Raw genomic sequence first — 25,084 nt, forward strand, 5'->3', positions numbered from 1 at the left:
AATTGAAACGATTGCACATTTATCATAAGTAAAATCTATGATTAAACGCGCCCACATCCGCCAATTCCTCGCCGTGGTCGACGCGGGCAGTTTCACGCAGGCGGCACTCCGCATTCGCGTGACCCAGCCGGCGCTGTCGACCGGGATTGCCGAACTCGAAAAGCTCGTCGGCACCCAGCTCTTCATCCGCAACCGCCGCCAGATCCGGCTGACCGAAGCGGGCGGGCGCTTCCTGCCGATCGCGCGCGACCTCGAACGCGGCTTTCGCGCCGCCGATAGCTTCGGGCGCGACGCCGACCGGCAGGCGGCCGAACTCAAGCTCGGCATCGTCCGCTCGGCACCGGGCGAATTGCTGCAGGCGATCGCCGCGGCGTTGCGCCCGGGCTTTTCGATCGAGCTCGTCGAAAACAGCGACTCCGAACTTCGCTCGGCGCTCGGCAGCGGTCGGCTTCATATGGCGCTTGTTCCACTGCGCGACGGCGAGCGCGGCGACCATGCCGTCCCGCTCTACGAGGAACCGCTCGCGATGTTCGTCGCGGCGGACCATCCGCTCGCCGGGCGGGTCGAGGTGGCGCCCGAAGAGCTCGCCGCCGAGACGATGATCGCGCGTCGCTCGTGCGAATTTCTCGACGCGACGAGCCGCTTTTTCACGCGTCATGGCGTTCGTCCGCGCTTCGCCTTGCGCAGCGAAAGCGACGAACGCTGCCTGCGCATGGTTGCCGCCGGCGTCGGCATCACCACCGCGCCGACGTCGCTCGCGATCGAGGGCATCGTCCCGCTGAAGGTCGCGGGTTATGACTTCCGCCGCGAACTCGGGCTGCTTGTCGATCCGGCGTGGCGCGCGCTGCCCGATGTCGCGCCGCGCCTCGCGCACGCACTCGAAACCATCGGTGCGATCGCGGCCGAATGGCGCCGGTCGAAGGTCGAGGCAGCTGCTTGACGCGATCCTCCCAAGTCTGGCTTGCAACGCCCAAAGGCCATAACGTTTGCCGGCCAACGTCGCGCGGAGCTACGGCGGCCTCATCCACACCGTCCGTTTGGACGTATGACGGAATTTGAAATAGCCTATTCCGCTGACGCACGGCGGAAGTGACAGGAGACGAAGCTTGTTGTCGTCCGAGTTGACGCATCTCGACCGGCTCGAGGCCGAGAGCATCCATATCATGCGTGAAGTGATGGCCGATGCCACCAAGCCCGTGATGCTCTACAGCGTCGGGAAGGACAGCGCGGTGATGCTTCATCTCGCGCGCAAGGCCTTTTATCCCTCGCCGCCGCCGTTCCCGCTGCTTCATGTCGACACGACGTGGAAGTTCCAGGCGATGTACGAGCTGCGCGACCGCATGGCCGCCGAGAGCGGTATGGAACTCATCGTCTACCAGAATCCCGAGGCGAAGGCGCGCGGGATCAATCCGTTCGACCACGGTCCGCTCCACACCGATATGTGGAAGACCGAGGGGTTGAAGCAGGCGCTCGACCTCCATGGCTTCGATGTCGCCTTCGGCGGCGCGCGCCGCGACGAGGAAAAGAGCCGCGCCAAGGAGCGCATCTTCTCCTTCCGCACAGCGAGCCACGGCTGGGACCCCAAGAAGCAGCGTCCCGAACTGTGGAACCTCTACAATGCGCGCAAGGCGAAGGGGGAGAGCATCCGCGTCTTCCCGATCTCGAACTGGACCGAGCTCGACATCTGGCAATATATCGCGCGCGAAAATATCCCGATCGTCCCGCTCTATTTCGCCGCGCCGCGTCCGACGGTGGAGCGCGACGGGCTGTTGCTGATGGTTGATGACGATCGCTTCCCGCTAGCGCCCGGTGAAATCCCGGTCGAACGTTCGGTGCGTTTCCGCACCCTCGGCTGCTATCCGCTCACGGGCGCGGTCGAGAGCGAAGCGATGACGCTCTCGGAAGTGATCCAGGAAATGCTGCTCACCACCACGAGCGAACGGCAAGGCCGCATCATCGACAAGGATGGCGGCGACGCGTCGATGGAGAAGAAGAAGCAGGAGGGGTATTTCTGATGACCGATCCTGTTTACGTCACCGACGCCCTCATCGCCGAGGATATCGACGCCTATCTTGCGGGCCACGAAAAGAAGTCGCTGCTCCGCTTCATCACCTGCGGCTCGGTCGACGACGGCAAGTCGACGCTGATCGGGCGCTTGCTCTACGATAGCAAGATGATCTTCGAGGACCAGCTCGCCGCGCTCGAAGCCGACAGCAAGCGCGTCGGCACACAGGGGCAGGAGATCGACTTCGCGCTTCTCGTCGACGGCCTCGCCGCCGAGCGCGAGCAGGGGATCACGATCGACGTCGCTTATCGTTTTTTCACGACCGAAAAGCGCAAGTTCATCGTCGCCGACACGCCCGGCCACGAACAATATACGCGCAACATGGTCACCGGCGCCTCGACCGCCGACCTCGCGGTCATCCTGATCGACGCGCGCAAGGGCGTGCTCACGCAGACGCGTCGCCACAGCTTCCTCGCGCATCTGATCGGCATCAAGCATATCGTGCTCGCGGTGAACAAGATGGACCTTGTCGGTTACGACAAGGCTGTGTTCGACCGCATCACGCTTGCGTACCGCGCCTTCGCGAGTGAGATCGGTATCACCAACTTCACCGCGATCCCGATTTCGGGTTTCAAGGGCGACAATATCACCGCGCTCTCGGACAACACGCCCTGGTTCAAGGGGCCGGCGCTGATCGAGCATCTCGAAAATGTCGAGGTCGGCAGCGCCGCCGACGAGGCGAAGCCATTCCGCATGCCGGTGCAATGGGTCAACCGCCCGAATCTCGATTTCCGTGGCTTCTCGGGCCAGATAGCGGGCGGAGCGGTCAAGCCAGGTGACGCCGTGCGCGTGCTGCCGAGCGGCAAGACGACCACAATTGACCGCATCGTCACCCTTGATGGCGACCTCGACGAAGCCGTGGCGGGCCAGTCGGTGACGCTGACGCTCGCCGACGAGGTCGATTGTTCGCGTGGGGACGTGGTGGCTGCCGCCGATGCGCCGCCAGAGGCGGCCGATCAGTTCGAAGCGACGCTCGTCTGGATGGCCGACGAAGCGATGATCGCAGGCCGCGCCTATTGGCTCAAGCTCGCTACGCAGACGGTGTCGGCGACGATCCAGCAGCCGAAATATGAAATCAACGTCAACACGCTCGATCATCTCGCGGCGAAGACGCTCGAACTCAACGGCATCGGCGTCGTCGAGCTGTCGACCGACAAACCGATCACCTTCGAGGCCTATGGCGACAACCGCACGCTCGGCGGCTTCATCCTGATCGACAAGCTCACCAATGCGACGGTCGCGGCGGGGATGCTGCATTTCAGCCTCCGCCGCGCGCAGAATGTTCATTGGCAGGCGACCGACATCGACCGAGACATGCGCGCGAGCCTCAAGAACCAGCGCCCCGCGCTGCTGTGGTTCACCGGCCTGTCGGGGTCGGGCAAGTCGACGATTGCGAACCTCGTCGAAAAGAAGCTGCACCGGATGAACCGTCACAGCTTCCTCCTCGACGGCGACAATGTCCGGCACGGGCTCAACCGCGACCTCGGCTTTACCGAGGCCGACCGGATCGAGAATATCCGCCGCGTCGGCGAGGTTGCGAAGCTGATGAGCGATGCGGGGCTGATCGTCATCACCGCCTTCATCTCGCCCTTCCGCGCCGAACGCGAAATGGTGCGCGGCATGTTGCCCGAAGGCGAGTTCCTCGAAATCTTCATCGACACCCCGCTCGCCGAGGCCGAGAAGCGCGACGTAAAGGGGCTCTACAAGAAGGCGCGCGCGGGCCAGCTCAAGAATTTCACCGGCATCGACAGCCCCTACGAGGCGCCCGAGAATCCGGAAATTCGTATCGACACCACCGCGATGACGCCCGAAGAGGCGGCGGACCTGATCATCGATCGGCTGCTGGGTTAAGGGGGGCGCGTGGGAGAGAGCGACGAACAACTCGCCGAGCGGTTGGCGACGGCCGCGGGCCGCATCCTGCTCGACCTGCGTGCAAAGGGCGAGCTCGAGGGCAAGGCGCTCGGGAAAGCGGGCGACGAGCAGGCGAATGCGCTGCTCTGCCGCGAGATTCGCGCCGCACGTCCCGACGATGCGCTTTTGTCCGAAGAGGAAAAGGACAATATCGCGCGTTGCGGGCAACGCCGCGTCTGGATCGTCGATCCGCTCGACGGCACCCGCGAATATGGCGAGGGCCGCGATGATTGGGCGGTGCATGTCGCGCTCGCCGTTGACGGCGCCGCGGCGGTCGGTGCGGTCGCGTTGCCCGGCTTGGGCGTCACGCTGACGTCGGGTGCACCGGTTGCGCTCCAGCCCGTCAACCAGCCGCTCAAAATGCTCGTCAGCCGGACGCGTCCCGCGGCGGAAGCGGTGTTCGTGGCCGAAAAGCTCGGCGCCGAGCTGCTCGCGATGGGCTCGGCCGGCGCCAAGGCGATGGCGGTCGTGCGCGGCGAGGCCGATATCTACCTCCACACCGGCGGCCAATATGAGTGGGACAATTGCGCCCCGGTCGCGGTCGCGCAGGCCGCGGGGCTGCACGTAAGCCGCGTCGACGGATCCCCGATCCGCTACAATAATCCCGACACCTATCTGCCCGACCTGCTGATCTGCCGGAAAGAGCTCGCCCAAGAGGTGCTGCATCTCGCTGCGGAATATTCGCCTGCGGACTGACGACGGGCGTTCCCGCCTGTTCCGGTGACAGGCGATTTGAGCGCAAGAATCGGGTCGCGGCACTCTCCGCCGCGTCGATAGACCGCCATGACCAATGTCAGGAAAGGCACGTCATGGAACTCGAAAACAAGACCATCATCGTCACCGGCGCGAGCAGCGGGATCGGCGCGGCGGCGGCGAAGCTGTTCGCATCCGAAGGAGCGAATGTGGTGCTCGGCGCGCGGCGAGGCGCGGAACTCGAAGCCCTTGCAGCGACGATCAACAAAAGCGATGGCCGGGCGGTGTTCCTCGCCGGCGACGTGAGGGACGAGGGATATGCCGCGGCGCTCGTCGATCTTGCCGGAAAGGCGTTCGGCGGATTGGACGGTGCGTTCAACAATGCCGGTATCGTCGGCGAAATGCAGCCCGTCCCCGATATGGCCATCGGCAACTGGACCGATGTGATTTCGGTCAATCTGACGGCCGCCTTTCTGGCGGCGAAGGCGCAGATACCGGCGATGAAGGCGCGCGGCCGGGGCTCGATCGTCTTCACCTCCTCCTTCGTGGGCTTCAGCAACGGCGGCATGCCCGGCATGGGGGCTTATGCGGCATCGAAGGCGGGGCTGATCGGCTTTGCGCAGTCGCTGGCATCGGATCATGCCGCCGAGGGCATCAGGGTCAACACGCTGTTGCCCGGCGGCACGATCACGCCAGCCGGGGGCGAAGGGGACCCGGCCGCCCTGGAGTTTATCGCCGGATTGCACCCGATGAAACGGATGGCGGCGCCCGTCGAGATCGCGCAGGCGGCGCTGTTCCTTCTGTCCGATCGCTCGAGTTTCATGACGGGAAGCCCCTTGATCGCCGATGGCGGGGTCTCGGTGCGGTTGGTCTGAGGGCGGCACGGCCGGGATGCGGGCAATCGTCCGCTGCATTTTTCGCGGTCGGCGATTGCCAGCGTCATTCTGTCGTCCTATTTCGGTTTCATCGAGAAACCGAACACGGGAGACGCATGATGACCGACCTGCCTGAAACCAACCTCACCATGCTGACGCTCGTGAAGCCCGAAGGGCAGCTCGAAGTATCGCTCGAGCGCCGTCCGATGCCGGTGCCGAAGCCGCACGAAGTGCTGGTCAAGGTGCTCGCCGCACCGATCAATCCGTCGGACCTTGGCCTGCTGTTCGGTGGCGCCGACATGTCGACTGCGCGCGCATCGACACGCGACGGCCTGCCCGTCATCACCGCCGATGTCCCGCCCGCCGGGATGCGCGCGATGGGCGGCCGTATCGGCGACGCGCTCGCGATCGGCAACGAGGGATGCGGCACCGTCGTCGCGGCAGGGAATTCGCCCGAAGCGCAGGCGCTGCTCGGCAAGACCGTCGCGCTGCTTGGCGGAGAGATGTACGCCGAATATCGCTGCCTGCCGGTGCAGATGGTAATGCCGCTGCCCGACGGCACCGACCCCGCCGACGGCGCTTCCTGCTTCGTCAACCCGCTGACCAGCCTCGCGTTCACCGAGACGATGCGGATGGAGAACCACAGCGCGATCGTCCACACCGCCGCGGCGTCGAACCTCGGCCAGATGCTGGTCAAGATTTGCGCGAAGGATGGCATCCCGCTCGTCAACATCGTGCGCAGCGACGCGCAGGTCGAAATCCTCAAGGGCATCGGCGCCAAATATATCGTCAACAGCAGCGCCGACGATTTCATGGATCGGCTGATCGACGCGATCGTCGAGACGGGCGCGACGCTCGGTTTCGACGCGACCGGCGGCGGCAAGCTCGCGGGGCAGATCCTGACCGCGATGGAAGCCGCCGCGGTCAAGCGGATGACGAGCTACAGCCGCTATGGCTCGGACACCTTCAAACAGGTCTACATCTACGGCGCGCTCGACCTGTCGCCGACGACCTTTTCGGCGCGCAGCTTCGGCCTGACCTGGGCGCTCGGCGGTTTCCTGCTGACGCCTTTCATGGCGAAGGCGGGGCCGGAAGTTGTCGGACGGATGCGCAAACGGGTGGTCGATGAACTTACGACGACGTTCAAGAGCCATTACAGCCATGAAGTCTCGTTGACCGAAGCGCTGAACATCGACACGGCGCAGGCTTACAATGCGAAGCGCACGGGCGAGAAATATCTGATCAAGCCGCACGGTTGACGGCGGCTAACGACCGGGAGCGGCCATTAGATCCTCCCTGCGGCGAAGCCGTGGGGAGGGGGACCATCGCCGCAGGCGATGGTGGAGGGGCCGCGACGGTAGCGCAATAGCCCCTCCGTCAGTGCTCGCACTGCCACCTCCCCATCGCTGCGCGACTGGGAGGATATTCCCCGCTTCGTCACCCCGGACTTGATCCGGGGTCCATGACTTCGGCGAGGCTATGGATCCCGGATCAAGTCCGGGATGACGAAGGTTGGGGTAGCAACGTCCGCTCTCCACCCCCAATCCGACGCCTGCAAAAAGGTCTTTCCTACATTATCGGGCTGTGTCAGCCTCCATCCCGGATCTTTGAATTAGTGGATAAAGGAGGTGGCTACCGCATAGTCGGTGCAGCCAGGAAGCGGCGCGCCGAACTCATCCAGCACGCCGCGAGGGTCCAACCGGGACGCGCACAGGGCTGACCTTTCCTGACTTTTGAACGATCAGCTCACCATCCCAAAACAGACGCTGAGCCGCCTCAAAACCGGATCATGATCCGCCGCGCGAGTGCGGGCGAGATGCTGTGAACCAGCTGGAGCAGCTTCACCATCCCGGCGTTTACCTCGCTCTTGCCGGTGCGGATACCGCGGACGATTTCGGCCGCGCAGTCGTGCGCGTTCATCTTCCTGCCCGCGCGGCCTGCGGTCATGTTCGTTTCGACCACCGGGGGCAGCGCCTCGATCACCCGAACATTGCTGTCCTTCAGCACATGGCGGATCGCCTGCGTATAGCTGCGCAGCCCCGCCTTGGTCGCGCAATAGACCGATCCGCCCGCGCGCGGCGCGATCGCGAGGCCCGAGGTGACGTTGACGATCGCGGCTTCGGGCTGCGCGCGAAGCACCGGCAGCAACCGGGTGCAAAGCGCGATCGGCGCATCGAGGTTGGTGCGGATGCAATGCGCCGCACTGTCCAGCGTTTCGGGCCGGTCCAGCTCATATTCGCTGCCGACGCCGGCATTGTTGACGAGCAGCGCGAGCGGCTTGCCCGCCACGCCCTCGACCACCGAATCGACCCCCGCAGGCGTCGAAAGATCGCCCGCGACCGTTCCGAATCCGAGCCCCGCCATCGCCCGCAATTTTTCCGCCGACCGTCCGGTGACGATGACGTCGGCGCCCGCGCCCTGCAATTGCAGCGCGATCTCGCGCCCGATGCCGTCACTGCCGCCCGTAACGAGAGCCAGTTTGCCACGTAATTCCATAAGACCCCTCCTATGTTTTACCCAGGGTCAGAACCCGATAATCGCGCGATCGAGGCGTCGAAATGGCGAAGATATCGAGTTCGGGTGGCCGCCGCGGGTAGCATCGCTACCCGCAAGGCCGCGCGGGCCCGAAATCGAAGCCATTTCGGCGTCCCTTCGGGATTTGACCGATTTTGCCCATGGCGTCGTCGGCAAGTCTGGAAATATCGACATATTCCTGCGCCTTGCCTCCTCGCCCCGAGCAAAATCGCTTCAAACCTCGAACGTGCAATTATCGGGTTCTGACCCTGACACTATGGCGGGTCGCATCGCCATCGCCTACATGCAAAATCATGGCCCGCCCGAATGCTCCCGACCGATTCAACGAAGAAAAAGCGACCTATGTGATCCGCGGCGACGCGGAGGGTGACCAGCCCGACCTCGAACGAGGCGCCGAGGCGATCCGCAGCGTCGTGCGCAAGCTGCCGACGCGCCCCGGCGTCTATCGCATGCTCGATGCGCGCGGCGACGTGCTCTATGTCGGCAAGGCGCGCGCGCTCAAGAACCGCGTGACGAACTATACGCAGGTCGCGCGCCTGCCGCAGCGGCTCCAGCGCATGGTGTCGCAGACGCGCGCGATGGAGATCGTCACGACGACGAGCGAGGCCGAGGCGCTGCTGCTCGAGGCGCAACTGATCAAACGCTATCGCCCGCCGTACAATGTGCTGCTGCGCGACGACAAAAGCTTCCCCTTCATCCTGCTGCGCACCGATCATGATTTCCCGCGCGTGCAGAAGCATCGCGGCGCGCGGCGCGCCAAGGGGCGTTATTATGGCCCGTTCGCGAGCGCCGGGTCGGTGGGTCAGACGCTCAATGCGCTGCAGAAAACCTTTCTGCTCCGCAGTTGCACCGACAGCTTCTTCGCCAACCGCTCGCGGCCGTGTCTGCTCTACCAGATCAAGCGGTGCAGCGCCCCGTGCGTCGATCGCATCTCGAAGGAGGATTATGCCGGGCTGGTCAGCGACGCGCAGGATTTCCTCGAAGGCCGCTCGACCGCGGTGCAGAAAAGGCTGGGCGCGGCGATGACGCAGGCGGCCGAGGCGATGGATTATGAGCAGGCGGCGGTGATCCGCGACCGGCTCAAATCGCTGACCTTCATCCAGGGCAGCCAGTCGGTCCACGCCGACGGGCTAGGCGACGCCGACGTCTTCGCGCTCACCGCGAAGGGCGGGCAGCTGTGCGTCGCAGGCTTCTTCATCCGCGGGGGGCAGAATTGGGGCCATCGCAGCTTCTTTCCCGCGCATGTGTCGGGCGTGCCCGAGGCCGAGGTGATGGCGAGCTTCCTGATGCAATTCTACGAAGGCGTGCCGCCGCCGAAGACGATCCTCGTCGACCGCGAGCCCGACGAATGCGCGCTGCTCGCCGAAGCGCTAGGGGAAAGCGCGAACCGGAGGATCGAAATCAGCGTGCCGCAGCGGGGCAATCGCCGCCGCCTGCTCGAACAGGCGGTGCGCAACGCGGGCGAGGAACTCGACCGCCGGCTCGCCGAGAGCAGCAGCCAAGCGAAGCTCGGCCGCGAACTCGCCGAGCTGTTCGACCTCGACAATCCGCCACGGCGAATCGAGATTTACGATAACAGCCATATCCAGGGGACCAATGCGCTCGGCGCGATGGTCGTCGCGGGGCCCGAGGGCTGGATCAAGGGCGCCTATCGCAAGTTCAACATCAAGCGCGCAGAGACACAACCGGGCGACGATTTCGCGATGATGCGCGAGGTGTTTCAGCGTCGCTTCGCCCGCGCGATCGAGGAGGATCCAGAGCGAACGAAGGGCGAATGGCCCGACCTCGTGTTGATCGACGGGGGCAAGGGGCAGGTATCGGCGGCGGGCGCGGTGCTCGCCGAACTCGGCATCGACGATCTGACCTATGTGGGGGTCGCGAAGGGCCCCGACCGCAACGCCGGGCGCGAGACCTTCTACCATCCCGACGGGCGCGAATTCACGCTGCCGCCGAACAATGCGGTGCTGTTTTACATCCAGCGGCTGCGCGACGAGGCGCACCGCTTCGCGATCGGTGCGCACCGGCAGAAGCGCGCGAAGGCGATGGGCAGCTCGCCGCTCGACGAGGTGCCGGGCATCGGCCCCGCGCGCAAGAAGGCGCTGCTGATGCACTTCGGCACCGCGCGCGCGGTGCGCGGCGCGAGCCTGGAGGATTTGCGCAAGGCGCCGGGCGTCAGCGCGGCGGTCGCGCAGGCGGTGCATGATTTCTATCATTCGGGACGATGAGGGGAAGAAGATGGATTTTGTGGCAGCCATGCCGCTGGCGGGAACGCTCGGCGTCACGATCGAAGAAGGCAGCAAAGATCGCGTCGCGGGCAAGCTGCCTGTGCGGCCCGAAATCTGCACCGCGGGCGGGATCGTCCATGGCGGCGCGATCATGGCCTTTGCCGACTGCCTAGGTGCCGTCGGCGCCTTCCTTACCTTGCCCGAAGGTGCGAACGGCACGACGACGATCGAGAGCAAGACCAATTTCCTCGGCGGCGGTCCCGTCGGCACGGTGCTTGTCGGCGAGGCGACCCCGGTGAAGGTCGGTAAGCGGCTGTCGGTCTGGCAGACGCGCATCCGCACCGAAGATGGCGCCGAGGTCGCACTCGTCACCCAGACGCAGATGGTGCTTTGGCCAGCCTGACCGCCGATGCCATCGTCTGCGCGGTGCGCGCGCACGGCGAGCATGGCGCGATCCTGCGCGCGCTGACGCAGGAAGCGGGGTTGGTTGCCGGCTATGTGCGCGGCGGGCGCTCGCGGCGGCTCCGCCCGATCCTGATGCCCGGCAATCTCGTGGCGCTCGAGCTGCGCGCGCGAACCGAGGAGCAATTGGGCGGCGCGACCGTCGAGCTTCTGGAGAGTCGCGCGCCGCTGCTCGCCGAGCCACTGGCAGCCGCCGCTATCGACTGGGTGACGAGCCTGACTGCGGCGACGCTCCCCGAAAGCCAACCTTATCCGGCGCTGTACGCGGCGCTCGAAGCAGTGCTGGAAGCGATCGGAGTCGCTCCCTCGGCACGGCTGTGGGCCGCAGCGCTGGCCCGATATGAATTGCTGTTGCTGGCCGAGCTCGGCTTCGGGATCAACCTTGAAGACTGTGTCGTGACCGGGGCTTCGTCCGATCTCGCCTTCGTCAGCCCGAGGTCGGGCGGCGCGGTCAGCGCCAGCGCCGCCGCCGGCTATGAAGAACGTCTGTTCCGCCTGCCGCGCTTCCTGTCCGGGCAAGACGCCCGACCGTCGATGACCGACGTCCTGGACGGTCTTGCGATTACCCATCATTTCCTCAATCGCGACGTCCTCGACGGACGCAACCGCGACTTGTTGACCGTAAGGGAAAGATTGATCGACCGGCTGGGCAGGGCGGTTGCGTGACGCGTCGCCGCTGTCTAAGCGGCTGGCGAGACACGAAAGGGCGACGCATTGAAAATCCTGCTGCTGGCTGGCGACGGTATCGGTCCGGAAATCATGGCGGAGGCCGAAAAGGTCCTTGCTGCGCTCGCGCTTCCGGTGACGCTCGACCGTGCGCTTGTCGGCGGCGTAGCCTATGAAGCCACAGGTCACCCGTTGCCGCCCGAAACGCTGGCGAAGGCGAAAGCCGCCGATGCGTTGCTGTTCGGCGCGGTCGGCGACCCGCGTTTCGACACCGTCGAGCGCCATCTGCGCCCCGAACAGGCGATCCTCGGCCTCCGCGCCGAACTCGGGCTGTTCGCCAACCTGCGTCCCGCCAAACTGTTCGCGGGACTCGAGGGCAGCTCGGCGCTGCGTCCCGAGGTCGCGTCGGCGATCGACCTCTTGATCGTCCGCGAACTCAACGGCGACGTTTATTTCGGTGAGAAGGGCATGCGCACGACGGCGGGCGGCGAGCGCGAAGGCTATGACGTCATGTCGTACAGCGAAAGCGAAGTGCGGCGCATCGCGCACGTCGCCTTCCGTGCAGCGCAGGGGCGACAAAAGCGGCTTTGCTCGGTCGACAAGGCAAATGTGCTCGAAACGTCGCAGCTCTGGCGCGATGTGGTGATCGAGGTCGCGAAGGACTATCCCGACGTCGCGCTGACCCATATGTATGTCGACAATGCCGCGATGCAGCTCGTCCGCAATCCCGGCCAGTTCGATGTCGTCGTCACCGGCAACCTGTTCGGCGATATCCTTTCCGACCAGGCATCGATGTGCGTCGGCTCGATCGGGCTGCTCGCCTCGGCTTCGCTGAGCGAGGGCAAACAGGGGCTATACGAACCGATCCACGGCAGCGCGCCCGATATCGCGGGCAAGGGTATCGCCAATCCGCTGGCGATGGTCCTGTCGCTGGCGATGCTTCTGCGCCATTCGGGCGGTGATGAGGCGAGCGCGGCGCGGATCGAGGCGGCCGTCGCTAAGACATTGGCCGATGGTGCGCGCGGCGCCGACCTCGGCGGAAACATGGGAACGGCGGCGCTTGGTGACGCGGTCGTGGCCGCATTGAACGGATAAGAGAATGAAGAAGACCACGGGATTTGATCGCAGCAGAACGAAGAGCTGGCATCCGGCGACGCAGGCGGTGCGCGGCGGCACCTGGCGCAGCGAACATGGCGAAACGTCGGAGGCGCTCTTCCTGACCTCGGGCTATACCTATGAAAGCGCCGAGGAAGTCGCGGCGCGCTTTGCGGGCGAAGAACAGGGCATGACCTATTCTCGCCTCCAGAACCCGACCGTCGCGATGCTCGAGGAGCGGATCGCCTTGATGGAAGGCGCCGAGGCGTGCCGGACGCAGGCGACGGGCATGGCGGCGATGACGACCGCGCTGCTGTGCCAGCTGTCGGCGGGCGACCACATCGTCGCGGCCAAGGCGGCATTCGGCTCGTGCCGCTGGCTCGTCGACCATCTCTGCCCGCGTTTCGGGATCGAAACCACCGTCGTCGACGGGCGCGATAATGACGCGTGGGAAAAGGCGATCAAGCCGAACACCAAGGTCTTTTTCTTCGAAACCCCGGCCAACCCGACGATGGATATCGTCGATATGAAGCACGTTTGCGGCATTGCGAAGGCACACGGCATCACGACCGTCGTCGATAACGCCTTTGCGACCAGCGTGCTTCAGCGTCCGATGGATTTCGGCGCCGATGTCGTCGCCTATTCGGCGACCAAGCTGATGGAAGGGCAGGGGCGCGTGCTCGCCGGCGCCGTCTGCGGGACCGAAAAGTTCATCAACGACGTGCTGCTGCCGTTCCAGCGCAACACCGGCCCCAACCTCTCGCCGTTCAATGCCTGGGTGGTGCTGAAGGGGCTCGAAACGCTCGACCTGCGCGCGCGGCGGCAATCCGAAAACGCCCTCGCGGTCGGCAAGTTCGTCGAAAGCCGCGTTCCACGCATCCTGCATCCGGGTCTCGCGAGCCATCCCCAGCATAATCTGGCGATGAGCCAGATGGAGGCATGCGGCCCGATCTTCTCCTTCGTGCTCGAAGGGCGCGAGCAGGCGATGGGTCTGCTCAATGCACTCGAACTCGTTGACATTTCGAACAACATCGGCGATTCGCGCAGCCTTTGCTGCCACCCGGCGTCGACCACCCACTATGGCGTCAGCGCCGAGGCGCGCGCCGACATGGGGGTCGTCGAAGGCATGCTGCGCATCAACGTCGGCCTGGAAGATCCACGCGACCTGATCGCCGATCTGGACCAGGCATTGACCCGCGTGGGGCTTTGAGCGAATTTGCCATGGAGATGATCGACTCCTTCTTCCCCTTTGCGGCGACCACCGGGTCGATCACCGTGCGCGTCGCGGTCAGCTATCTGCCCGAACAGTCGCACCCTGCGCTTGGCCGCTGGTTCTGGGCCTATCATGTCCGCGTCGAGAATCACGGCGACGACGCGGTGCAGCTGATCAGCCGCCATTGGCGCATCAGCGACGGGCGCGGCCAGGTCAGCGAGGTCGAGGGCGAGGGCGTCGTCGGCGAACAGCCGTTGATCCTGCCAGGCGGCGCCTACGATTATGTTTCGGGCTGTCCGCTGCCCACGCCTGAAGGATCGATGGTCGGCAGCTATGCGATGGAGCTCGGCGACGGGTCGCAGATGCTCGTCGCCATCCCGCATTTCCCGCTTCAGGCGCCCGCGACGGCGTCATGAAGCGCACGCACCTGCCCCTTAACGCGCTCCGCGTCTTCGACGCCGCTGCGCGGCATCTGAGCTTCACGCGCGCCGCCGACGAACTGGCGGTGACCCCCGCCGCGGTCGGGCAGCAGATTCGTGCGCTGGAGGATATGCTCGGCGTCGTGCTGTTCCGCCGCACGCCCAAGGGGCTGGAACTGACCGGTGAGGCCAACGCCGGGCTCGATGCGCTGCGTCAGGGCTTTTTGCAGTTCGAAGAGTCGGTACGCGCGATGCAGGCGGGCCAATCGTCGCAGTCGCTGACCATCGCCGCGCCGCGCGACCTGACCGCCAAATGGCTCGCGCCGCGACTCGCGCGCTATAGCCAGCAGGCGCCCGACGTTCGCTTCACCCTGGTATCGGCCGACGGAGGGATCGACTTCACCGAAGCCAACCTCGATCTCGCGATCTTCTGGACCGACGGGGCGGGGGAGCATGAAGGCGTGGCGCTTTCCGACCCGCTCATGGTCACCGTCGCGGGTCCGGGAAGCGAGAGCGAGACGCGCATCGCATGGCCGGGCTGCCCCGCCGACGAGGGCGAACCGGCGCTGCGGCTCGGCGATGCCGGGCTTGCGATCGACGCCGCAGCGAACGGGCTGGGGCAGGCGAACGTTCCCGCGATGCTTGCAGAGGCCGACATCGCTGCGGGCCGCGTCCACCTGGTGCGAGAAGCGTTTGCGGTCAAGCGCGGTTATTGGCTTGTCGCCCCCACCCCGCAATGGCGGCAAGCGAAGGTCAAGGCGCTCGTCGCCGCGCTGACGGCCTGATCACTTCGCCGCGAGCGCGAGCAACCGCGTGACCAGCCCGACCATCGTGTCGGTCGCCACCGCCGCGTCGGGGTTGTTCCAGCTCGCGGTCACCACGAACCATTTGCCGTCGGATTTGCGTTGCCCGAGCAGGCTCATCGATATCACCCCGAGTTCGGAGCCGCCCTTGTAGCCGAGATAGGACCAAGGTTCGGCGGGGCCAGCGCCGCCGACGCCATTGTTGATCGCCATCGCGGCAAGCGCGGTGTCCGAACCACGCGCCCGCAGGTCGATCATCGCGCGCGCAATGTCGTTCGGGCTGGCGAACCATTCGAGACTGTCGATGAAGCGCGGACCGCCCGAAAAGCTGACGCCATCGACGTTGGACAGAATCAGCCGGTCAGCATTCCGGTCGATGAGCGCCCGTTGTGCCGTGTCGTCACCCGCGATGAAGGCGGCGCGTTCGGCGGCGAAATTGTCGCCCTTGAGCGCGAAGGCCTCGACGGTCGTCAGGAACGGAATATTGCGCGACGCGGCGCTGTGTCCGGCGGCGCGCATCCGCGCCTCGACCTTCTCGCGGCCGAGCAGGTGAATCAACGTGTCGGTCGCGCTGTTGTCGCTGACCGAAATCATCCAGTTGGCGAGGCTCTGCAAGGTAACGGGCGTGTCTTTCGGCCAGTTCGCGGTGCCGGCGGACGAAAAGCTCTGGTGCGATAGCGGCACGACATCCCGCCATCGGCGCTGGCCCGCCGCGACCTGTGCCGCCAGCTCGTCGAGAATGTAGAGTTTGAAGGTCGATCCGATCGCAAGTTGCGTATCGGCCCCCGCCGAGGCGAGCGGTTCCATCGCGTCGCCATCGAGTTCGGCGACGAGGAAACCGGTGCTGCCTGGCAGGGCGGCGATTTCGGCGGCGACCTTTTCAAAACTGTCATTGGCGGCCGCGAAGTTGGTGATCCGCAGTCCGGTGACGCGCGCGTTGGCGCCGGGGCCGACCTCCAGCGCTATTGTCGCGACGCCCTTTTCGAAGCGGAGCAGGACCGTGCCCGCACGGCCGTTGGCGGTCGTCGCCTTGTCGACCGATAGCGGCTGGCCATATTGCGCGATGAGGCTGGTTGTGATCGCCTTGAACTGCGCTTCGGGTATGGCGGTCTGAAAGCTCGGATCGAAATAGTCGGCAAAGGCGATGCGCGCCGTGAGCAGATCGACGAGTTGCGCCGCACGGCGATCGAAGGCGGTGTTTGTGGCGGTTGTCATATCGGACGACTGGGCCGCGTGCGCGGCAGCCGCCGGCATCGTCATCGCTGCGGCGCAAAGGGCGGCAAGCAGGCTCTTGTTCATCACCTATCTCCTTCAAGGGTGCGCGCGCGATCGATCCGGGCGATTCGGGCACGAAGCAAGGCCGCGGCGCGGCGGTTGAGCATCCATACGCCGCCGAACACCAGCAGCTGGAACGAAACGACGAGCAGGAAGACGAGCGAGCCGCCCATCCCGCTCGCCTTGGCCTGTCCGAGCAGGAAGACGAGCAGGCCGGGAATGAATGGCGCGAGATACCAGCGGCCGACGCGCGCGAGCATATGTTCCTCGCGCACGAGACGGGCGCGGTAATAGCTGCTGATTTCCTCTGCCTCCGCGTCGGGATCGGGGCGCGAAGTGCGGCGGGCGAGCTGCCACGCGACGACCAGCGCGGCTGCGATGATCAGCAGGCTACCGGTCTTGATCAGCGGTTCGCTGAAGATCGCGGTGTAAAAAGCGAAGACGGCAATCACCAAAGCCGTGGCGACATATTCGCGCCGATTCCGGCGGCGGATGGCGTCGCCGAAACGCCCCGCCTGGCGCTTGATCTCGTCAAGCGCGAGCGGTTCGAAGGCGGGCTGGCTGTCGTGCCAGAGGGCATGGAGCCCCTTATCGGAAAAATCGGTCATCTTGCGTCTCCGGCACCGGCAAAGCGGCGCGTCAGCATGGATTTGAAACGATGGACCTTCGTCGCGACCACATCGGACGAAACCCCCGTGACTGCGCCGATCTCCGCCGCAGCAACGCCTTCGAGATAGAGGAGCAATATCTGTCGGTCGGGCGGGTCGAGCCGGTCAATGATCCCGAGGATCAACGCCATGGCGTGTTCGCTGTCGGCGCGATCGAAGGGCGTGGCGTCGGCGTCCGCGATCTCGACATCCTCGATCGGCGACCAGCCGCGCTGCGCGTGGCGCTTGTTAGCAAGCATGTGCGACGTCGCGCGATTGTGTGCGACCCGCCACACCCACGTGCTGAGCGAGCAGCGGCCGTCGAAGGTGGCGCAACTTTGCCACAGCGCGACCTGCAGTTCCTGTTCGAGATCGCGCCGCAACTCGGCATCGGCTTCATAGCCGCGCGCAAGCCGGGCGAGCGCACCGCCGAAGCGGTCGATCGCTTCCGCAAAAAGCCGATCCTGATCCCCCTCGGCCACTTCATTCTCCAATCGTTCGTGTCGCATGCCCTTTTAGTCGACAGGGCCGCGACTTTCTGACGGAGGAGTGAAAACTTTTTCGTCAGGCGTCGATCGCCGCCTCGTCAAGGCTCGCCGCATTGGCCTGGATGAACTGGAAACGGTGCTCGGGATGCTTGCCCATCAGCCGGTCGACCAGATCCTTGACCAAGTGTCGCTCCTCATATTCCTGTGGCAGCGTGACGCGCAGCATCGACCGCGTCGCGGGGTCCATCGTCGTTTCTTTCAATTGGTTGGGGTTCATTTCTCCCAACCCTTTGAAGCGCCCGACCTCGACCTTCTTGCCCTTGAACATCGTCGCTTCGAGTTCGGCGCGGTGCGCGTCGTCGCGCGCATAGGCCGAGAGGTTGCCCGCCGTGAGACGATAGAGCGGCGGCTGCGCCAAATAGACATGCCCGTTCCGCACGATGTCGGGCATTTCCTGGAAGAAGAAGGTCATCAGCAGGGTCGCGATATGCGCGCCGTCGACGTCGGCATCGGTCATGATCACGATCTTTTCATAGCGAAGCCGATCGGCGTCGCAATCCTTGCGCATCCCGCAGCCCAGCGCGAGCGCGAGGTCGGCGATTTCCTGATTGGCGCGGATCTTGTCGGCGCTGGCACTCGCGACGTTCAATATCTTGCCGCGGATCGGCAGGATCGCCTGCGTCTTGCGGTCGCGCGCTTGCTTGGCGCTGCCGCCCGCGCTGTCGCCCTCGACGATAAATAATTCGGTGCCTTCCGGGCCGTCGTTCGCACAATCCGTGAGCTTGCCGGGCAGGCGCAGCTTGCGGCCGCTCGTCGCGGTCTTCCGCTTCACCTCGCGCTCGGCCTTGCGCTTGAGGCGCTCGTCCATGCGGTCAAGGACGAGACCGAGCAGCGCGCGACCGCGGTCCATATTGTCCGACAGGAAATGGTCGAAATGGTCGCGCACGGCGTTCTCGGTGAGACGCGCGGCCTCGGGGCTCGACAGCCGGTCCTTGGTCTGGCTCTGGAACTGCGGATCGCGGATAAAGATCGACAGCATCATCTCGCCGCCGTTGAACACATCCTCGGCGGTGATCTGCGCCGCTTTTTTCTGCCCGATCAGCTCGCCAAAGACGCGCAGCCCCTTGGTGAGCGCCGCGCGCAGCCCCGCTTCGTGCGTGCCGCCCGCCGGTGTCGGGATGGTGTTGCAGTACCAGCTATATGATCCGTCGGACCATAGCGGCCAGGCGATCGCCCATTCTGCGCGGCCTTGGTCATTCGGAAAATCCTGTCGCCCGACGAAGGGCTCGGCAGTCGCGCATTCGCGCGTTCCGATCTGTTCTTTCAGATGATCGGCAAGGCCGCCCGGAAACTGGAAGACCGCCTCGGCGGGGGTGTCGTCGCCGATCAGCTCGGGCGCGCATTTCCAGCGGATTTCGACGCCCGCGAACAAATAGGCCTTCGACCGCGCCATTCGATAGAGGCGCTGCGGCTTGAAGCGGCCATGCTCGCCGAAGATTTCGGGATCGGGGACGAAGGAGACGCTGGTGCCGCGGCGATTGGGCGTCGGGCCCAGCTCTTCGAGCCCGCCGAGCGGGGTGCCGCGCGAAAAACGCTGGCGATAGAGCAGCTTGCTCCGCGCGACCTCGATCACCGTGTCGGTCGACAGCGCGTTGACGACGCTGACGCCGACACCGTGGAGGCCGCCCGAGGTCGCATAGGCCTTGCCTTCGAATTTCCCGCCCGAATGGAGCATCGTCATGATGACTTCGAGCGCCGACTTGCCGGGGAATTTCGGATGCGGATCGACCGGCATGCCGCGTCCGTTGTCGACGACGGTCAGGCGGTTGCCGACGTCGAGCGTGATCTCGATCCGCGTCGCGTGGCCGGCGACGGCTTCGTCCATGCTGTTGTCTATGACCTCGGCGGCAAGGTGATGGAGCGCGCGTTCGTCGGTGCCGCCGATATACATGCCTGGGCGTCGCCGGACGGGTTCGAGCCCTTCCAGCACCTCGATCTGCGAAGCGTTGTAGCTATCGGTGGCGGGGTTTGCGGCGTCGAACAAATCGTGACTCATGATATGGCTATAAGGGGGCGGGAAGGGCGCTGGCAAGCGCGGTTTTGCGCCGCGCGCACGCATCTTGCCGCGGGCTCGGCTCATCGCATTTCGACGAACGCAAGGAACTTTGGCGGAAGCTGCCGGGTTGCATTGGCGACCGCAAGGTCAGCAAAAAGTGGAGTAATAACAATGAAATTCGCAGCTCTCCTCGCCGTTTCGGCGGCTTCCATGATCGCCGTTCCGGCCTTCGCGCAGGACAATCGCGACACGTCGCAGGACTTCGACGGTCCCTATATCTCGATCGGCGGCGGCGCGTCGCTTCAGGGAAGCGACCGCGGTGAATCCTTGATCTTCGACACCGATCGGGATGGCACCTACGGTGATCAGGTAACGACCGTCGGCGGTACCGATGCCTTCTCGCCGGGCTTCTGTAATGGCGCCGCTACCGGCACTGCCAATCTCGGCTGCCGCAACGACAAGGATGGACCCGAATTCTTCGGGCGCCTCGGCTATGACAAACGCATGGGCAATTTCGTTCTCGGCGCGGTGGTCGAAGGTGGCCACAGCGTCGCGCGCGACAGCGTCAGCGGCTTTTCGACCACCCCCGCGAGCTACACGATGAGCCGCGAGGCCGATTATCAGGCGAACGCCCGGTTGCGCGCCGGCTATACGCCGGGCGGCGGCGCGCTCCTCTATGTCACGGGCGGCGGCGCTTATGCGCGGCTCGACAACAAGTTCGTGACGAGCAACACCGCCAACAGCTTTGACGATAACGGCAAGACCAATGCCTGGGGTTATACCGTCGGAGGCGGCGCCGAGGTGATGGTCACGAACAATATCGGGCTCGGGCTCGAATATCTGTACACCGACGTCAAGGATAAGGATTATGTCGTGAACGTCGGGGCCGGTACCGCGCCCGCGACCAATCCGTTCCTGCTGAACGGCGGCGGGACCGATATCCGCCGCAGCGACCCGCATTTCCGCACGCACAGCGTGCGCGGGACTTTGAGCTACCGCTTCTGACCTCTTGGGAGCGGAAAGGGAGGCGCCGGGTCGATGATCCGGCGCCTTTCTTTTTGCTTATTGCGCGCGCGGAGCGGCGAATATCGCGAAATTGCCGTTGGCGCTCGCGACGAGGCGGTCGTGCTGGAACAGCCGCGCGTCGATATTGGCGACGCGCTTGCCCTTGTGCAGCACGCTCGCGTCGCAGGTCAGCCGGCCTTCGCGCACCCCAACGTGATAGTTGAATTTGATTTCCAGTGTCGCGCACCAGAAACCCTCGTCCAGCGTGCTGAACAGCGCCCCGCCCATCGCGGTATCGGCGAGCGAATAGGCGACGCCGCCGTGCGCGACGCCCTGCGGATTGAAATGGCGCTCGCGCTCGATATCGATCGCCATCGTGCAGCGCCCGCCGCCGCGCTCGACCATTTGCAGGCCGAGCGCGCGGGCGAATTCGAAATCCTGCCCGAAGGGCCTCACCGGGCGCCCTTAACGAACCCGGGGACCGCCAAAGGGCGGAGGCGGGGGCGGGCGGCGCGTGCCGCGCGGCAGCTGCGCCTGATAGGCGCGACCGCAATGCTCGACGCAATAGGGGAAACCGGGGTTCACCGCCTCGCCGCAGAAATGGAAATCGGGTTCGCCCGGATGCCCCATCGGCCAGCGGCAGATGCGGTCGTTGAGGTCGAGCAGGCTCGTCTTGTCGGCGATTTCGGGGCTCGGCTTCGCTGGCACCAGCCGGCGCGGCGGCGCGGGCGGGATCGGCGCCTGCTGGTCGCCAGGCCCTTGGCGGATGAAGCCGCCGGGGCCGATCGAAACGATGCGCGGCGCATCGGGCTTCGGCGCGGCTTCGGCGCCGTCTGTACCCGATGCCTGGACCGGCGGCTTGGCTTCGGGTTTCGGCGCTGCTGTCACAGGACGCGGTGCTACCGGCGCGGCCGGGCGCGTTGCGGCGGCGGGCGCCGCGGGCTTCGGCGGGGCGGCCTTGGGCGGCTTGGCGATCTTGTCGGTCGCCTTGACCGGCGAGGGGCGCGATTTCAGGCCGAGGCGGTGCGCCTTTCCGATCACGGCATTGCGGCTGACCCCGCCGAGCTCGTCAGCGATCTGACTGGCGGTCAGGCCCTTTTCCCACATGCTGCGCAACTGTTCGATGCGCTCGTCAGTCCATGACATCTAAAAATTCCTCATCATTCCACGCCGCGGGCCATATCGTCCGTATCGCGATCCTTTCGGATCGATGTCGCGACGGCCCAGCTTGCGGTAAGATCGGGGAGGCGATAGGCGAGAACGCCATGAACGACCAGCCCCAAATTTCGAACCCCGACTCAGCGAATATCCGCTCGGGTCCGGCTTTCGCCGAACCCGGCGTCCCGCACATCCACACGCTGAACGTGCCGGGTATGCAGGCGCTATATGTCAAGGAGGTGCGTCGGTTTTTCAAGGTCCAGCTCCAAACAATCTGGGCTCCCGCGATCACCACGCTCCTTTTCCTCGTCATTTTCACCGTCGCGCTTGGCGGCTCGGGCCGCACCGTGATCGGCGTGCCCTTCGCCGATTTCATCGCGCCCGGCCTGATCATGATGGCGATGCTGCAGAACAGCTTCGCCAATTCCAGCTTCTCGCTGCTCGTCGGCAAGATCCAGGGAACGATCGTCGATTATCTGATGCCGCCGCTCGCGGTCGGCGAACTGATCATCGCGCTCGTCGGCGCCGCGATCACGCGCGCGGTCCTTGTGGGCCTCGCGCTCTGGCTCGCGATGCTGCTGTGGCCGGGCGTGCATGTCGGCACCGATCATTTCTGGGCGGTCGCCGTTTTCGGCCTCCTCGGCGCGATGATGCTTGGTTTTCTCGGGCTGATGACATCGGTGTGGGCGGAGAAGTTCGACCATGCCGCCGCGGTGACCAATTTCGTCGTGACGCCGCTCGCGCTGCTCTCCGGGACCTTCTATTCGGTCGACAAGCTGGCGCCCTGGTTTCAGACGATCGCGCACGGCAATCCCGTCTATTACGCGATCATGGGCTTTCGTTACGGCTTCATCGGCACGGTCGATTCGACGATCACCAATCCGGTGCTGACTGCGGTGCTGGTGCTCGTCGCGGTCAATATCCTGCTCGGCGTGATCACCTATCGCCTGCTCGCGTCGGGTTGGAAGCTTAAGGCTTGAAACCCGCTCAGTGACGGTGGATCGCGCGGACGCGGTAGCGGCCGTGATCAAGCCCGTCGAACATCGCGTCGATCTGCGGATGGTCGATCGGCCCGCCGTCGCCGTCGGCAACCAGATTCTGCTGGCTGACATAGGCGATATAGGATGAATCGCCGTTTTCGGCGAGCAGGTGGTAATAGGGCTGTTCCTTGGCGGGACGGATTTCCTCGGGAATCGCCTCATACCATTCGTCGGTGTTCGCAAAGACCGGGTCGATATCGAACACGACGCCGCGAAAGTCGAACATGCGGTGGCGCACGATGTCGCCCGGCGCAAAACGCGCGCGGCCGATCAGCGGCGCAGTAACGGTTGCGCCAAGGGCGGAAGAGGACTCGGGTGTCATAAGATCAATCTATGGCTGTTTACGCCTGTTTCAAGTCCGTTACATTCACGTCGGCCGCGATTTGCCGAATCGGCTGTGATCAGCGTTACAGATGGACTGGCCAATCGGGCTAAATTGCTCCTCTGGCTTGTGCATTTCCCATTCGGGTTGCGGGCCGCACCTTCAGGGGAGAAGCATTATGGCTGACGTACCACCCAATATCTCCGGGCCCGCATCGGGCATTGTCCAGCGCGTGAAGGATATCCTGCTCAAGCCGAAGGAAACATGGCCGGTGATTGCGGCCGAACCGGCGACGACGCAGTCGATCTACGTCCCCTATGTCGTCGTGCTCGCCGCGATCGGGCCGATCGCGCAGTTCATCGGCGGACAGGTCTTCGGTTTTACCGCCTTCGGAGTCACTTATCACCCGCCGATCGGTACCGCGCTGGGCTCGGCAGTCCTGTCCTATGGGCTCTCGCTCGCGATGGTTTTTGTCCTTGCGCTCGTCATCGACGGGCTGGCACCCAATTTCGGTGGGCAGAAGGATCAGGTTCAGGCGCTCAAGGTCGCCGCCTACTCGGCAACCGCCGGCTGGGTCGGCGGAATTTTCGGGTTGATCCCGGCACTCGGCCTAATCGGGATGCTGTTCGCGCTCTACGGGCTCTATCTTCTCTATCTCGGCTTGCCGGTGCTGATGAAGGTGCCGCTGGACAAGGCGCTCGGCTATACCGCCGTTGTCGTGATTGTCGCGATTGTCCTGGTATTCATTGTCAGCGCGATCGTCGCTTCGCTGACGGCGCCGTCGCTACTCAGCATCCGGGGCTAGTCATGGCCTGATATTGTCATATATATCATCTCTTCAGCGGTACGGACGATCTGCCGTTCGGCCGATATGGCCGGTCCGGTGCGGTCCGCTGCGACCATTCTAGGGACGCGCCGCTGAACAGGGAGTATGTGATGCCTCATCCTTGGAAGTTTTTCGCTGCCGCGTCGGCTTTGCTGCTGGTCGCCGCCGCCCCGGCGAAAGGCGAATGGACGCCCGCCTGGTCGGCGAGCATGTGGGAAGCGGCGAACGAGAAGCAGAAAGTCGCGGTAGACGATGCGACGCTGCGCTTTGCCGTTCGCGTCGGCGCTGCGGGCGAAGGCATCCGGCTCCGATTGTCGAACGAATATGGCGAGCCGCTGCTCATCGGCGCGGCCAGCGTTCGGAAGCCGGGTGAAAAAGCGGTGCCCGTCCTCTTCGGCGGTCAGGCGTCGGTACGCGCATCCGCCGGCACGACCCTGGTCAGCGACGCGGCAGAGCTGCGCGTCGGGGCCTTCGATGTGGTCGAGGTTTCGGTCTATCTTCCCGATGCCGTAAAGCTGAACACGGTCCATGGCGCCGGCGGGGCCCGGACGCAGATATCCGCGCCGGGCGATTTCACGCAGGCGGGCTTCGTCGCGGTGCGTACAGCGGATACCCGGCCGCTGCTCGCGGGCGTCGATGTGCTGGGCAAGGCGCAGCGGCCGGTCGTCGTCGCTTTCGGCGATTCGATCACCGACAATCCGGGATGCGCCAACGACGCCGTGCCGATATGCCGGTGGGGCGATGTGCTCGGCCGCCGCCTCGCGCAGGCGGGCAAGCCCCACGTCGTCGTGACGCAGGCGATTTCGGGTAACCGCGTCATTTCGCGCGGCTCAGGACCCAGCGCGGTCGAACGATTCGATCGCGACGTTCTGGGGCTGCCGGGCGTCACCCATGTCGTCATCCTCGAAGGGGTCAATGATATTGGGGGTTCGGGCCGCCGGCGCCCCGATGGCACAGCCGCGCCGACCCTGTCCTATGACCATCTGATCGAAGGCTATCAAACGCTTGTCGCAAGCGCGCATCGGCACGGCATCAAGGCGATCGGTATGACCATATTGCCGTTCGAGGGCGCCAATTATCACACGGCGGCGGGCGAAGCGATGCGCCAGCGCGTCAACGATTGGATCCGCACGTCGGGCGCGTTCGACGCCGTCATCGATATGGAGAAGTCGGTCGCCGATCCCGCCAATCCCCGGCGCCTCGATCCGGCCTTGCATCGCGGCGACTATCTGCACCCCAACGGCCAGGGTCAAACGCGGATCGGCGAGGCGATCCCGCTCGACCTGTTCGAATGAGGCGGGCCCC

The 25,084-nt window shown here is 65.0% G+C and carries 25 protein-coding genes; 17 read left to right on the forward strand and 8 right to left on the reverse strand.

The window, feature by feature from the left end; translation table 11 throughout:
• The first annotated feature begins 37 nt into the window (after window positions 1-37).
• The 6 genes from E5675_RS10360 to E5675_RS10385 all read left to right on the forward strand — a co-directional run bounded on the left by E5675_RS10360 (window position 38) and on the right by E5675_RS10385 (window position 6,803).
• Entirely contained in the window at window positions 38-940 is a 903-nt protein-coding gene (locus E5675_RS10360; RefSeq protein ID WP_136174439.1) for a LysR family transcriptional regulator, read from the forward strand.
• A gap of 223 nt (window positions 941-1,163) precedes the next feature.
• A complete protein-coding gene (gene cysD / locus E5675_RS10365; RefSeq protein ID WP_247594878.1) occupies window positions 1,164-2,015 on the forward strand; it encodes a sulfate adenylyltransferase subunit CysD in 852 nt (283 codons plus the stop codon).
• Window positions 2,015-3,916, forward strand: a complete 1,902-nt coding sequence (gene cysN / locus E5675_RS10370; protein ID WP_136174441.1) for a sulfate adenylyltransferase subunit CysN — start codon at window positions 2,015-2,017, stop codon at window positions 3,914-3,916. The genes cysD and cysN overlap by 1 nt, the downstream gene beginning before the upstream one ends.
• Before the next feature lie 9 nt (window positions 3,917-3,925).
• Window positions 3,926-4,672 (forward strand): 3'(2'),5'-bisphosphate nucleotidase CysQ, encoded by a 747-nt coding sequence (locus E5675_RS10375; RefSeq protein ID WP_136174442.1) that lies wholly within the window; start codon window positions 3,926-3,928, stop codon window positions 4,670-4,672.
• A 113-nt stretch (window positions 4,673-4,785) separates the two neighbouring features.
• A complete protein-coding gene (locus E5675_RS10380; RefSeq protein ID WP_136174443.1) occupies window positions 4,786-5,544 on the forward strand; it encodes an SDR family oxidoreductase in 759 nt (252 codons plus the stop codon).
• A gap of 119 nt (window positions 5,545-5,663) precedes the next feature.
• The gene (locus E5675_RS10385) at window positions 5,664-6,803 is read left to right on the forward strand and encodes a zinc-binding dehydrogenase (RefSeq protein ID WP_136176422.1); all 1,140 of its coding nucleotides are present in this window, start codon (window positions 5,664-5,666) and stop codon (window positions 6,801-6,803) included.
• 517 nt (window positions 6,804-7,320) lie between these two features.
• Here the strand turns inward: E5675_RS10385 and E5675_RS10390 are convergent.
• Window positions 7,321-8,040, reverse strand: a complete 720-nt coding sequence (locus tag E5675_RS10390; RefSeq protein ID WP_136174444.1) for an SDR family NAD(P)-dependent oxidoreductase — start codon at window positions 8,038-8,040, stop codon at window positions 7,321-7,323.
• Between the two features lie 332 nt (window positions 8,041-8,372).
• On the opposite strand from E5675_RS10390, the gene uvrC reads away from it, so the two are divergent.
• The 7 genes from uvrC to E5675_RS10430 all read left to right on the forward strand — a co-directional run bounded on the left by uvrC (window position 8,373) and on the right by E5675_RS10430 (window position 14,944).
• The gene (gene uvrC / locus E5675_RS10400) at window positions 8,373-10,304 is read left to right on the forward strand and encodes an excinuclease ABC subunit UvrC (protein ID WP_136174446.1); all 1,932 of its coding nucleotides are present in this window, start codon (window positions 8,373-8,375) and stop codon (window positions 10,302-10,304) included.
• A 10-nt stretch (window positions 10,305-10,314) separates the two neighbouring features.
• Window positions 10,315-10,707, forward strand: a complete 393-nt coding sequence (locus E5675_RS10405; RefSeq protein ID WP_136174447.1) for a PaaI family thioesterase — start codon at window positions 10,315-10,317, stop codon at window positions 10,705-10,707.
• Entirely contained in the window at window positions 10,695-11,432 is a 738-nt protein-coding gene (recO, locus tag E5675_RS10410; protein WP_136174448.1) for a DNA repair protein RecO, read from the forward strand. Before E5675_RS10405 ends, recO begins: the two co-directional genes overlap by 13 nt.
• Window positions 11,433-11,525: 93 nt before the next feature.
• Window positions 11,526-12,527, forward strand: coding sequence for a 3-isopropylmalate dehydrogenase (gene leuB / locus E5675_RS10415; RefSeq protein WP_247594879.1), 1,002 nt, complete (start codon window positions 11,526-11,528; stop codon window positions 12,525-12,527).
• 4 nt (window positions 12,528-12,531) lie between these two features.
• Window positions 12,532-13,737 carry an aminotransferase class I/II-fold pyridoxal phosphate-dependent enzyme gene (locus E5675_RS10420; RefSeq protein WP_136174450.1) on the forward strand — a complete coding sequence of 402 codons (1,206 nt, stop codon included), beginning with the start codon at window positions 12,532-12,534 and terminating at the stop codon, window positions 13,735-13,737.
• A 17-nt stretch (window positions 13,738-13,754) separates the two neighbouring features.
• Window positions 13,755-14,156 (forward strand): Co2+/Mg2+ efflux protein ApaG, encoded by a 402-nt coding sequence (gene apaG, locus E5675_RS10425; RefSeq protein WP_136176423.1) that lies wholly within the window; start codon window positions 13,755-13,757, stop codon window positions 14,154-14,156.
• Window positions 14,153-14,944, forward strand: coding sequence for a LysR family transcriptional regulator (locus tag E5675_RS10430; RefSeq protein ID WP_136174451.1), 792 nt, complete (start codon window positions 14,153-14,155; stop codon window positions 14,942-14,944). The genes apaG and E5675_RS10430 overlap by 4 nt, the downstream gene beginning before the upstream one ends.
• Here E5675_RS10430 and E5675_RS10435 read toward each other — a convergent pair whose 3' ends face one another.
• From E5675_RS10435 to parE, 4 genes are all read right to left on the reverse strand, one after another.
• Complete coding sequence (locus tag E5675_RS10435) at window positions 14,945-16,261, reverse strand: serine hydrolase (RefSeq protein ID WP_136174452.1); 1,317 nt, start codon at window positions 16,259-16,261, stop codon at window positions 14,945-14,947. It lies immediately after the preceding gene.
• Window positions 16,261-16,845, reverse strand: a complete 585-nt coding sequence (locus E5675_RS10440; protein WP_136174453.1) for a hypothetical protein — start codon at window positions 16,843-16,845, stop codon at window positions 16,261-16,263. Before E5675_RS10440 ends, E5675_RS10435 begins: the two co-directional genes overlap by 1 nt.
• The gene (locus E5675_RS10445; RefSeq protein WP_210727643.1) at window positions 16,842-17,366 is read right to left on the reverse strand and encodes a sigma-70 family RNA polymerase sigma factor; all 525 of its coding nucleotides are present in this window, start codon (window positions 17,364-17,366) and stop codon (window positions 16,842-16,844) included. Before E5675_RS10445 ends, E5675_RS10440 begins: the two co-directional genes overlap by 4 nt.
• 82 nt (window positions 17,367-17,448) lie before the next feature.
• Window positions 17,449-19,428, reverse strand: a complete 1,980-nt coding sequence (gene parE, locus E5675_RS10450; RefSeq protein ID WP_136174455.1) for a DNA topoisomerase IV subunit B — start codon at window positions 19,426-19,428, stop codon at window positions 17,449-17,451.
• 171 nt (window positions 19,429-19,599) lie between these two features.
• Between parE and E5675_RS10455 the strand changes: the two genes are divergently transcribed.
• Complete coding sequence (locus tag E5675_RS10455) at window positions 19,600-20,433, forward strand: outer membrane beta-barrel protein (RefSeq protein ID WP_136174456.1); 834 nt, start codon at window positions 19,600-19,602, stop codon at window positions 20,431-20,433.
• A gap of 57 nt (window positions 20,434-20,490) precedes the next feature.
• Here E5675_RS10455 and E5675_RS10460 read toward each other — a convergent pair whose 3' ends face one another.
• Together E5675_RS10460 and E5675_RS10465 are read right to left on the reverse strand one after the other, a co-directional pair.
• A complete protein-coding gene (locus tag E5675_RS10460) occupies window positions 20,491-20,889 on the reverse strand; it encodes a PaaI family thioesterase (protein ID WP_136174457.1) in 399 nt (132 codons plus the stop codon).
• A 9-nt stretch (window positions 20,890-20,898) separates the two neighbouring features.
• Window positions 20,899-21,579, reverse strand: coding sequence for a GcrA family cell cycle regulator (locus E5675_RS10465; RefSeq protein WP_136174458.1), 681 nt, complete (start codon window positions 21,577-21,579; stop codon window positions 20,899-20,901).
• A gap of 119 nt (window positions 21,580-21,698) precedes the next feature.
• On the opposite strand from E5675_RS10465, the gene E5675_RS10470 reads away from it, so the two are divergent.
• Entirely contained in the window at window positions 21,699-22,571 is an 873-nt protein-coding gene (locus E5675_RS10470) for an ABC transporter permease (RefSeq protein WP_136174459.1), read from the forward strand.
• A 7-nt stretch (window positions 22,572-22,578) separates the two neighbouring features.
• Here E5675_RS10470 and hspQ read toward each other — a convergent pair whose 3' ends face one another.
• On the reverse strand, window positions 22,579-22,953 hold the full coding sequence (hspQ, locus tag E5675_RS10475) for a heat shock protein HspQ (RefSeq protein ID WP_037555607.1): 375 nt from the start codon (window positions 22,951-22,953) through the stop codon (window positions 22,579-22,581).
• A gap of 178 nt (window positions 22,954-23,131) precedes the next feature.
• On the opposite strand from hspQ, the gene E5675_RS10480 reads away from it, so the two are divergent.
• Together E5675_RS10480 and E5675_RS10485 are read left to right on the forward strand one after the other, a co-directional pair.
• Window positions 23,132-23,758 carry a Yip1 family protein gene (locus E5675_RS10480; RefSeq protein WP_247594864.1) on the forward strand — a complete coding sequence of 209 codons (627 nt, stop codon included), beginning with the start codon at window positions 23,132-23,134 and terminating at the stop codon, window positions 23,756-23,758.
• A 131-nt stretch (window positions 23,759-23,889) separates the two neighbouring features.
• Window positions 23,890-25,074, forward strand: a complete 1,185-nt coding sequence (locus tag E5675_RS10485; RefSeq protein ID WP_136174460.1) for an SGNH/GDSL hydrolase family protein — start codon at window positions 23,890-23,892, stop codon at window positions 25,072-25,074.
• Window positions 25,075-25,084: the final 10 nt, after the last annotated feature.

It is taken from the genome of Sphingopyxis sp. PAMC25046 (assembly GCF_004795895.1).
GTDB lineage: Bacteria > Pseudomonadota > Alphaproteobacteria > Sphingomonadales > Sphingomonadaceae > Sphingopyxis.

Coding starts and splice junctions, on each gene's coding strand:
- E5675_RS10485 (WP_136174460.1), top strand. CDS start 23,890: ATGCCTCATCCTTGGAAGTTTTTCGCTGCCGCGTCGGCTTTGCTGCTG.
- E5675_RS10440 (WP_136174453.1), bottom strand. CDS start 16,845: ATGACCGATTTTTCCGATAAGGGGCTCCATGCCCTCTGGCACGACAGC.
- uvrC (WP_136174446.1), top strand. CDS start 8,373: ATGGCCCGCCCGAATGCTCCCGACCGATTCAACGAAGAAAAAGCGACC.
- E5675_RS10385 (WP_136176422.1), top strand. CDS start 5,664: ATGACCGACCTGCCTGAAACCAACCTCACCATGCTGACGCTCGTGAAG.
- hspQ (WP_037555607.1), bottom strand. CDS start 22,953: ATGACACCCGAGTCCTCTTCCGCCCTTGGCGCAACCGTTACTGCGCCG.
- leuB (WP_247594879.1), top strand. CDS start 11,526: ATGGCGGAGGCCGAAAAGGTCCTTGCTGCGCTCGCGCTTCCGGTGACG.
- cysN (WP_136174441.1), top strand. CDS start 2,015: ATGACCGATCCTGTTTACGTCACCGACGCCCTCATCGCCGAGGATATC.
- E5675_RS10380 (WP_136174443.1), top strand. CDS start 4,786: ATGGAACTCGAAAACAAGACCATCATCGTCACCGGCGCGAGCAGCGGG.
- E5675_RS10465 (WP_136174458.1), bottom strand. CDS start 21,579: ATGTCATGGACTGACGAGCGCATCGAACAGTTGCGCAGCATGTGGGAA.
- apaG (WP_136176423.1), top strand. CDS start 13,755: ATGATCGACTCCTTCTTCCCCTTTGCGGCGACCACCGGGTCGATCACC.
- cysD (WP_247594878.1), top strand. CDS start 1,164: ATGCGTGAAGTGATGGCCGATGCCACCAAGCCCGTGATGCTCTACAGC.
- E5675_RS10455 (WP_136174456.1), top strand. CDS start 19,600: ATGAAATTCGCAGCTCTCCTCGCCGTTTCGGCGGCTTCCATGATCGCC.
- E5675_RS10435 (WP_136174452.1), bottom strand. CDS start 16,261: ATGAACAAGAGCCTGCTTGCCGCCCTTTGCGCCGCAGCGATGACGATG.
- E5675_RS10405 (WP_136174447.1), top strand. CDS start 10,315: ATGGATTTTGTGGCAGCCATGCCGCTGGCGGGAACGCTCGGCGTCACG.
- E5675_RS10480 (WP_247594864.1), top strand. CDS start 23,132: ATGGCTGACGTACCACCCAATATCTCCGGGCCCGCATCGGGCATTGTC.
- E5675_RS10360 (WP_136174439.1), top strand. CDS start 38: ATGATTAAACGCGCCCACATCCGCCAATTCCTCGCCGTGGTCGACGCG.
- E5675_RS10470 (WP_136174459.1), top strand. CDS start 21,699: ATGAACGACCAGCCCCAAATTTCGAACCCCGACTCAGCGAATATCCGC.
- E5675_RS10390 (WP_136174444.1), bottom strand. CDS start 8,040: ATGGAATTACGTGGCAAACTGGCTCTCGTTACGGGCGGCAGTGACGGC.
- E5675_RS10420 (WP_136174450.1), top strand. CDS start 12,532: ATGAAGAAGACCACGGGATTTGATCGCAGCAGAACGAAGAGCTGGCAT.
- E5675_RS10430 (WP_136174451.1), top strand. CDS start 14,153: ATGAAGCGCACGCACCTGCCCCTTAACGCGCTCCGCGTCTTCGACGCC.
- parE (WP_136174455.1), bottom strand. CDS start 19,428: ATGAGTCACGATTTGTTCGACGCCGCAAACCCCGCCACCGATAGCTAC.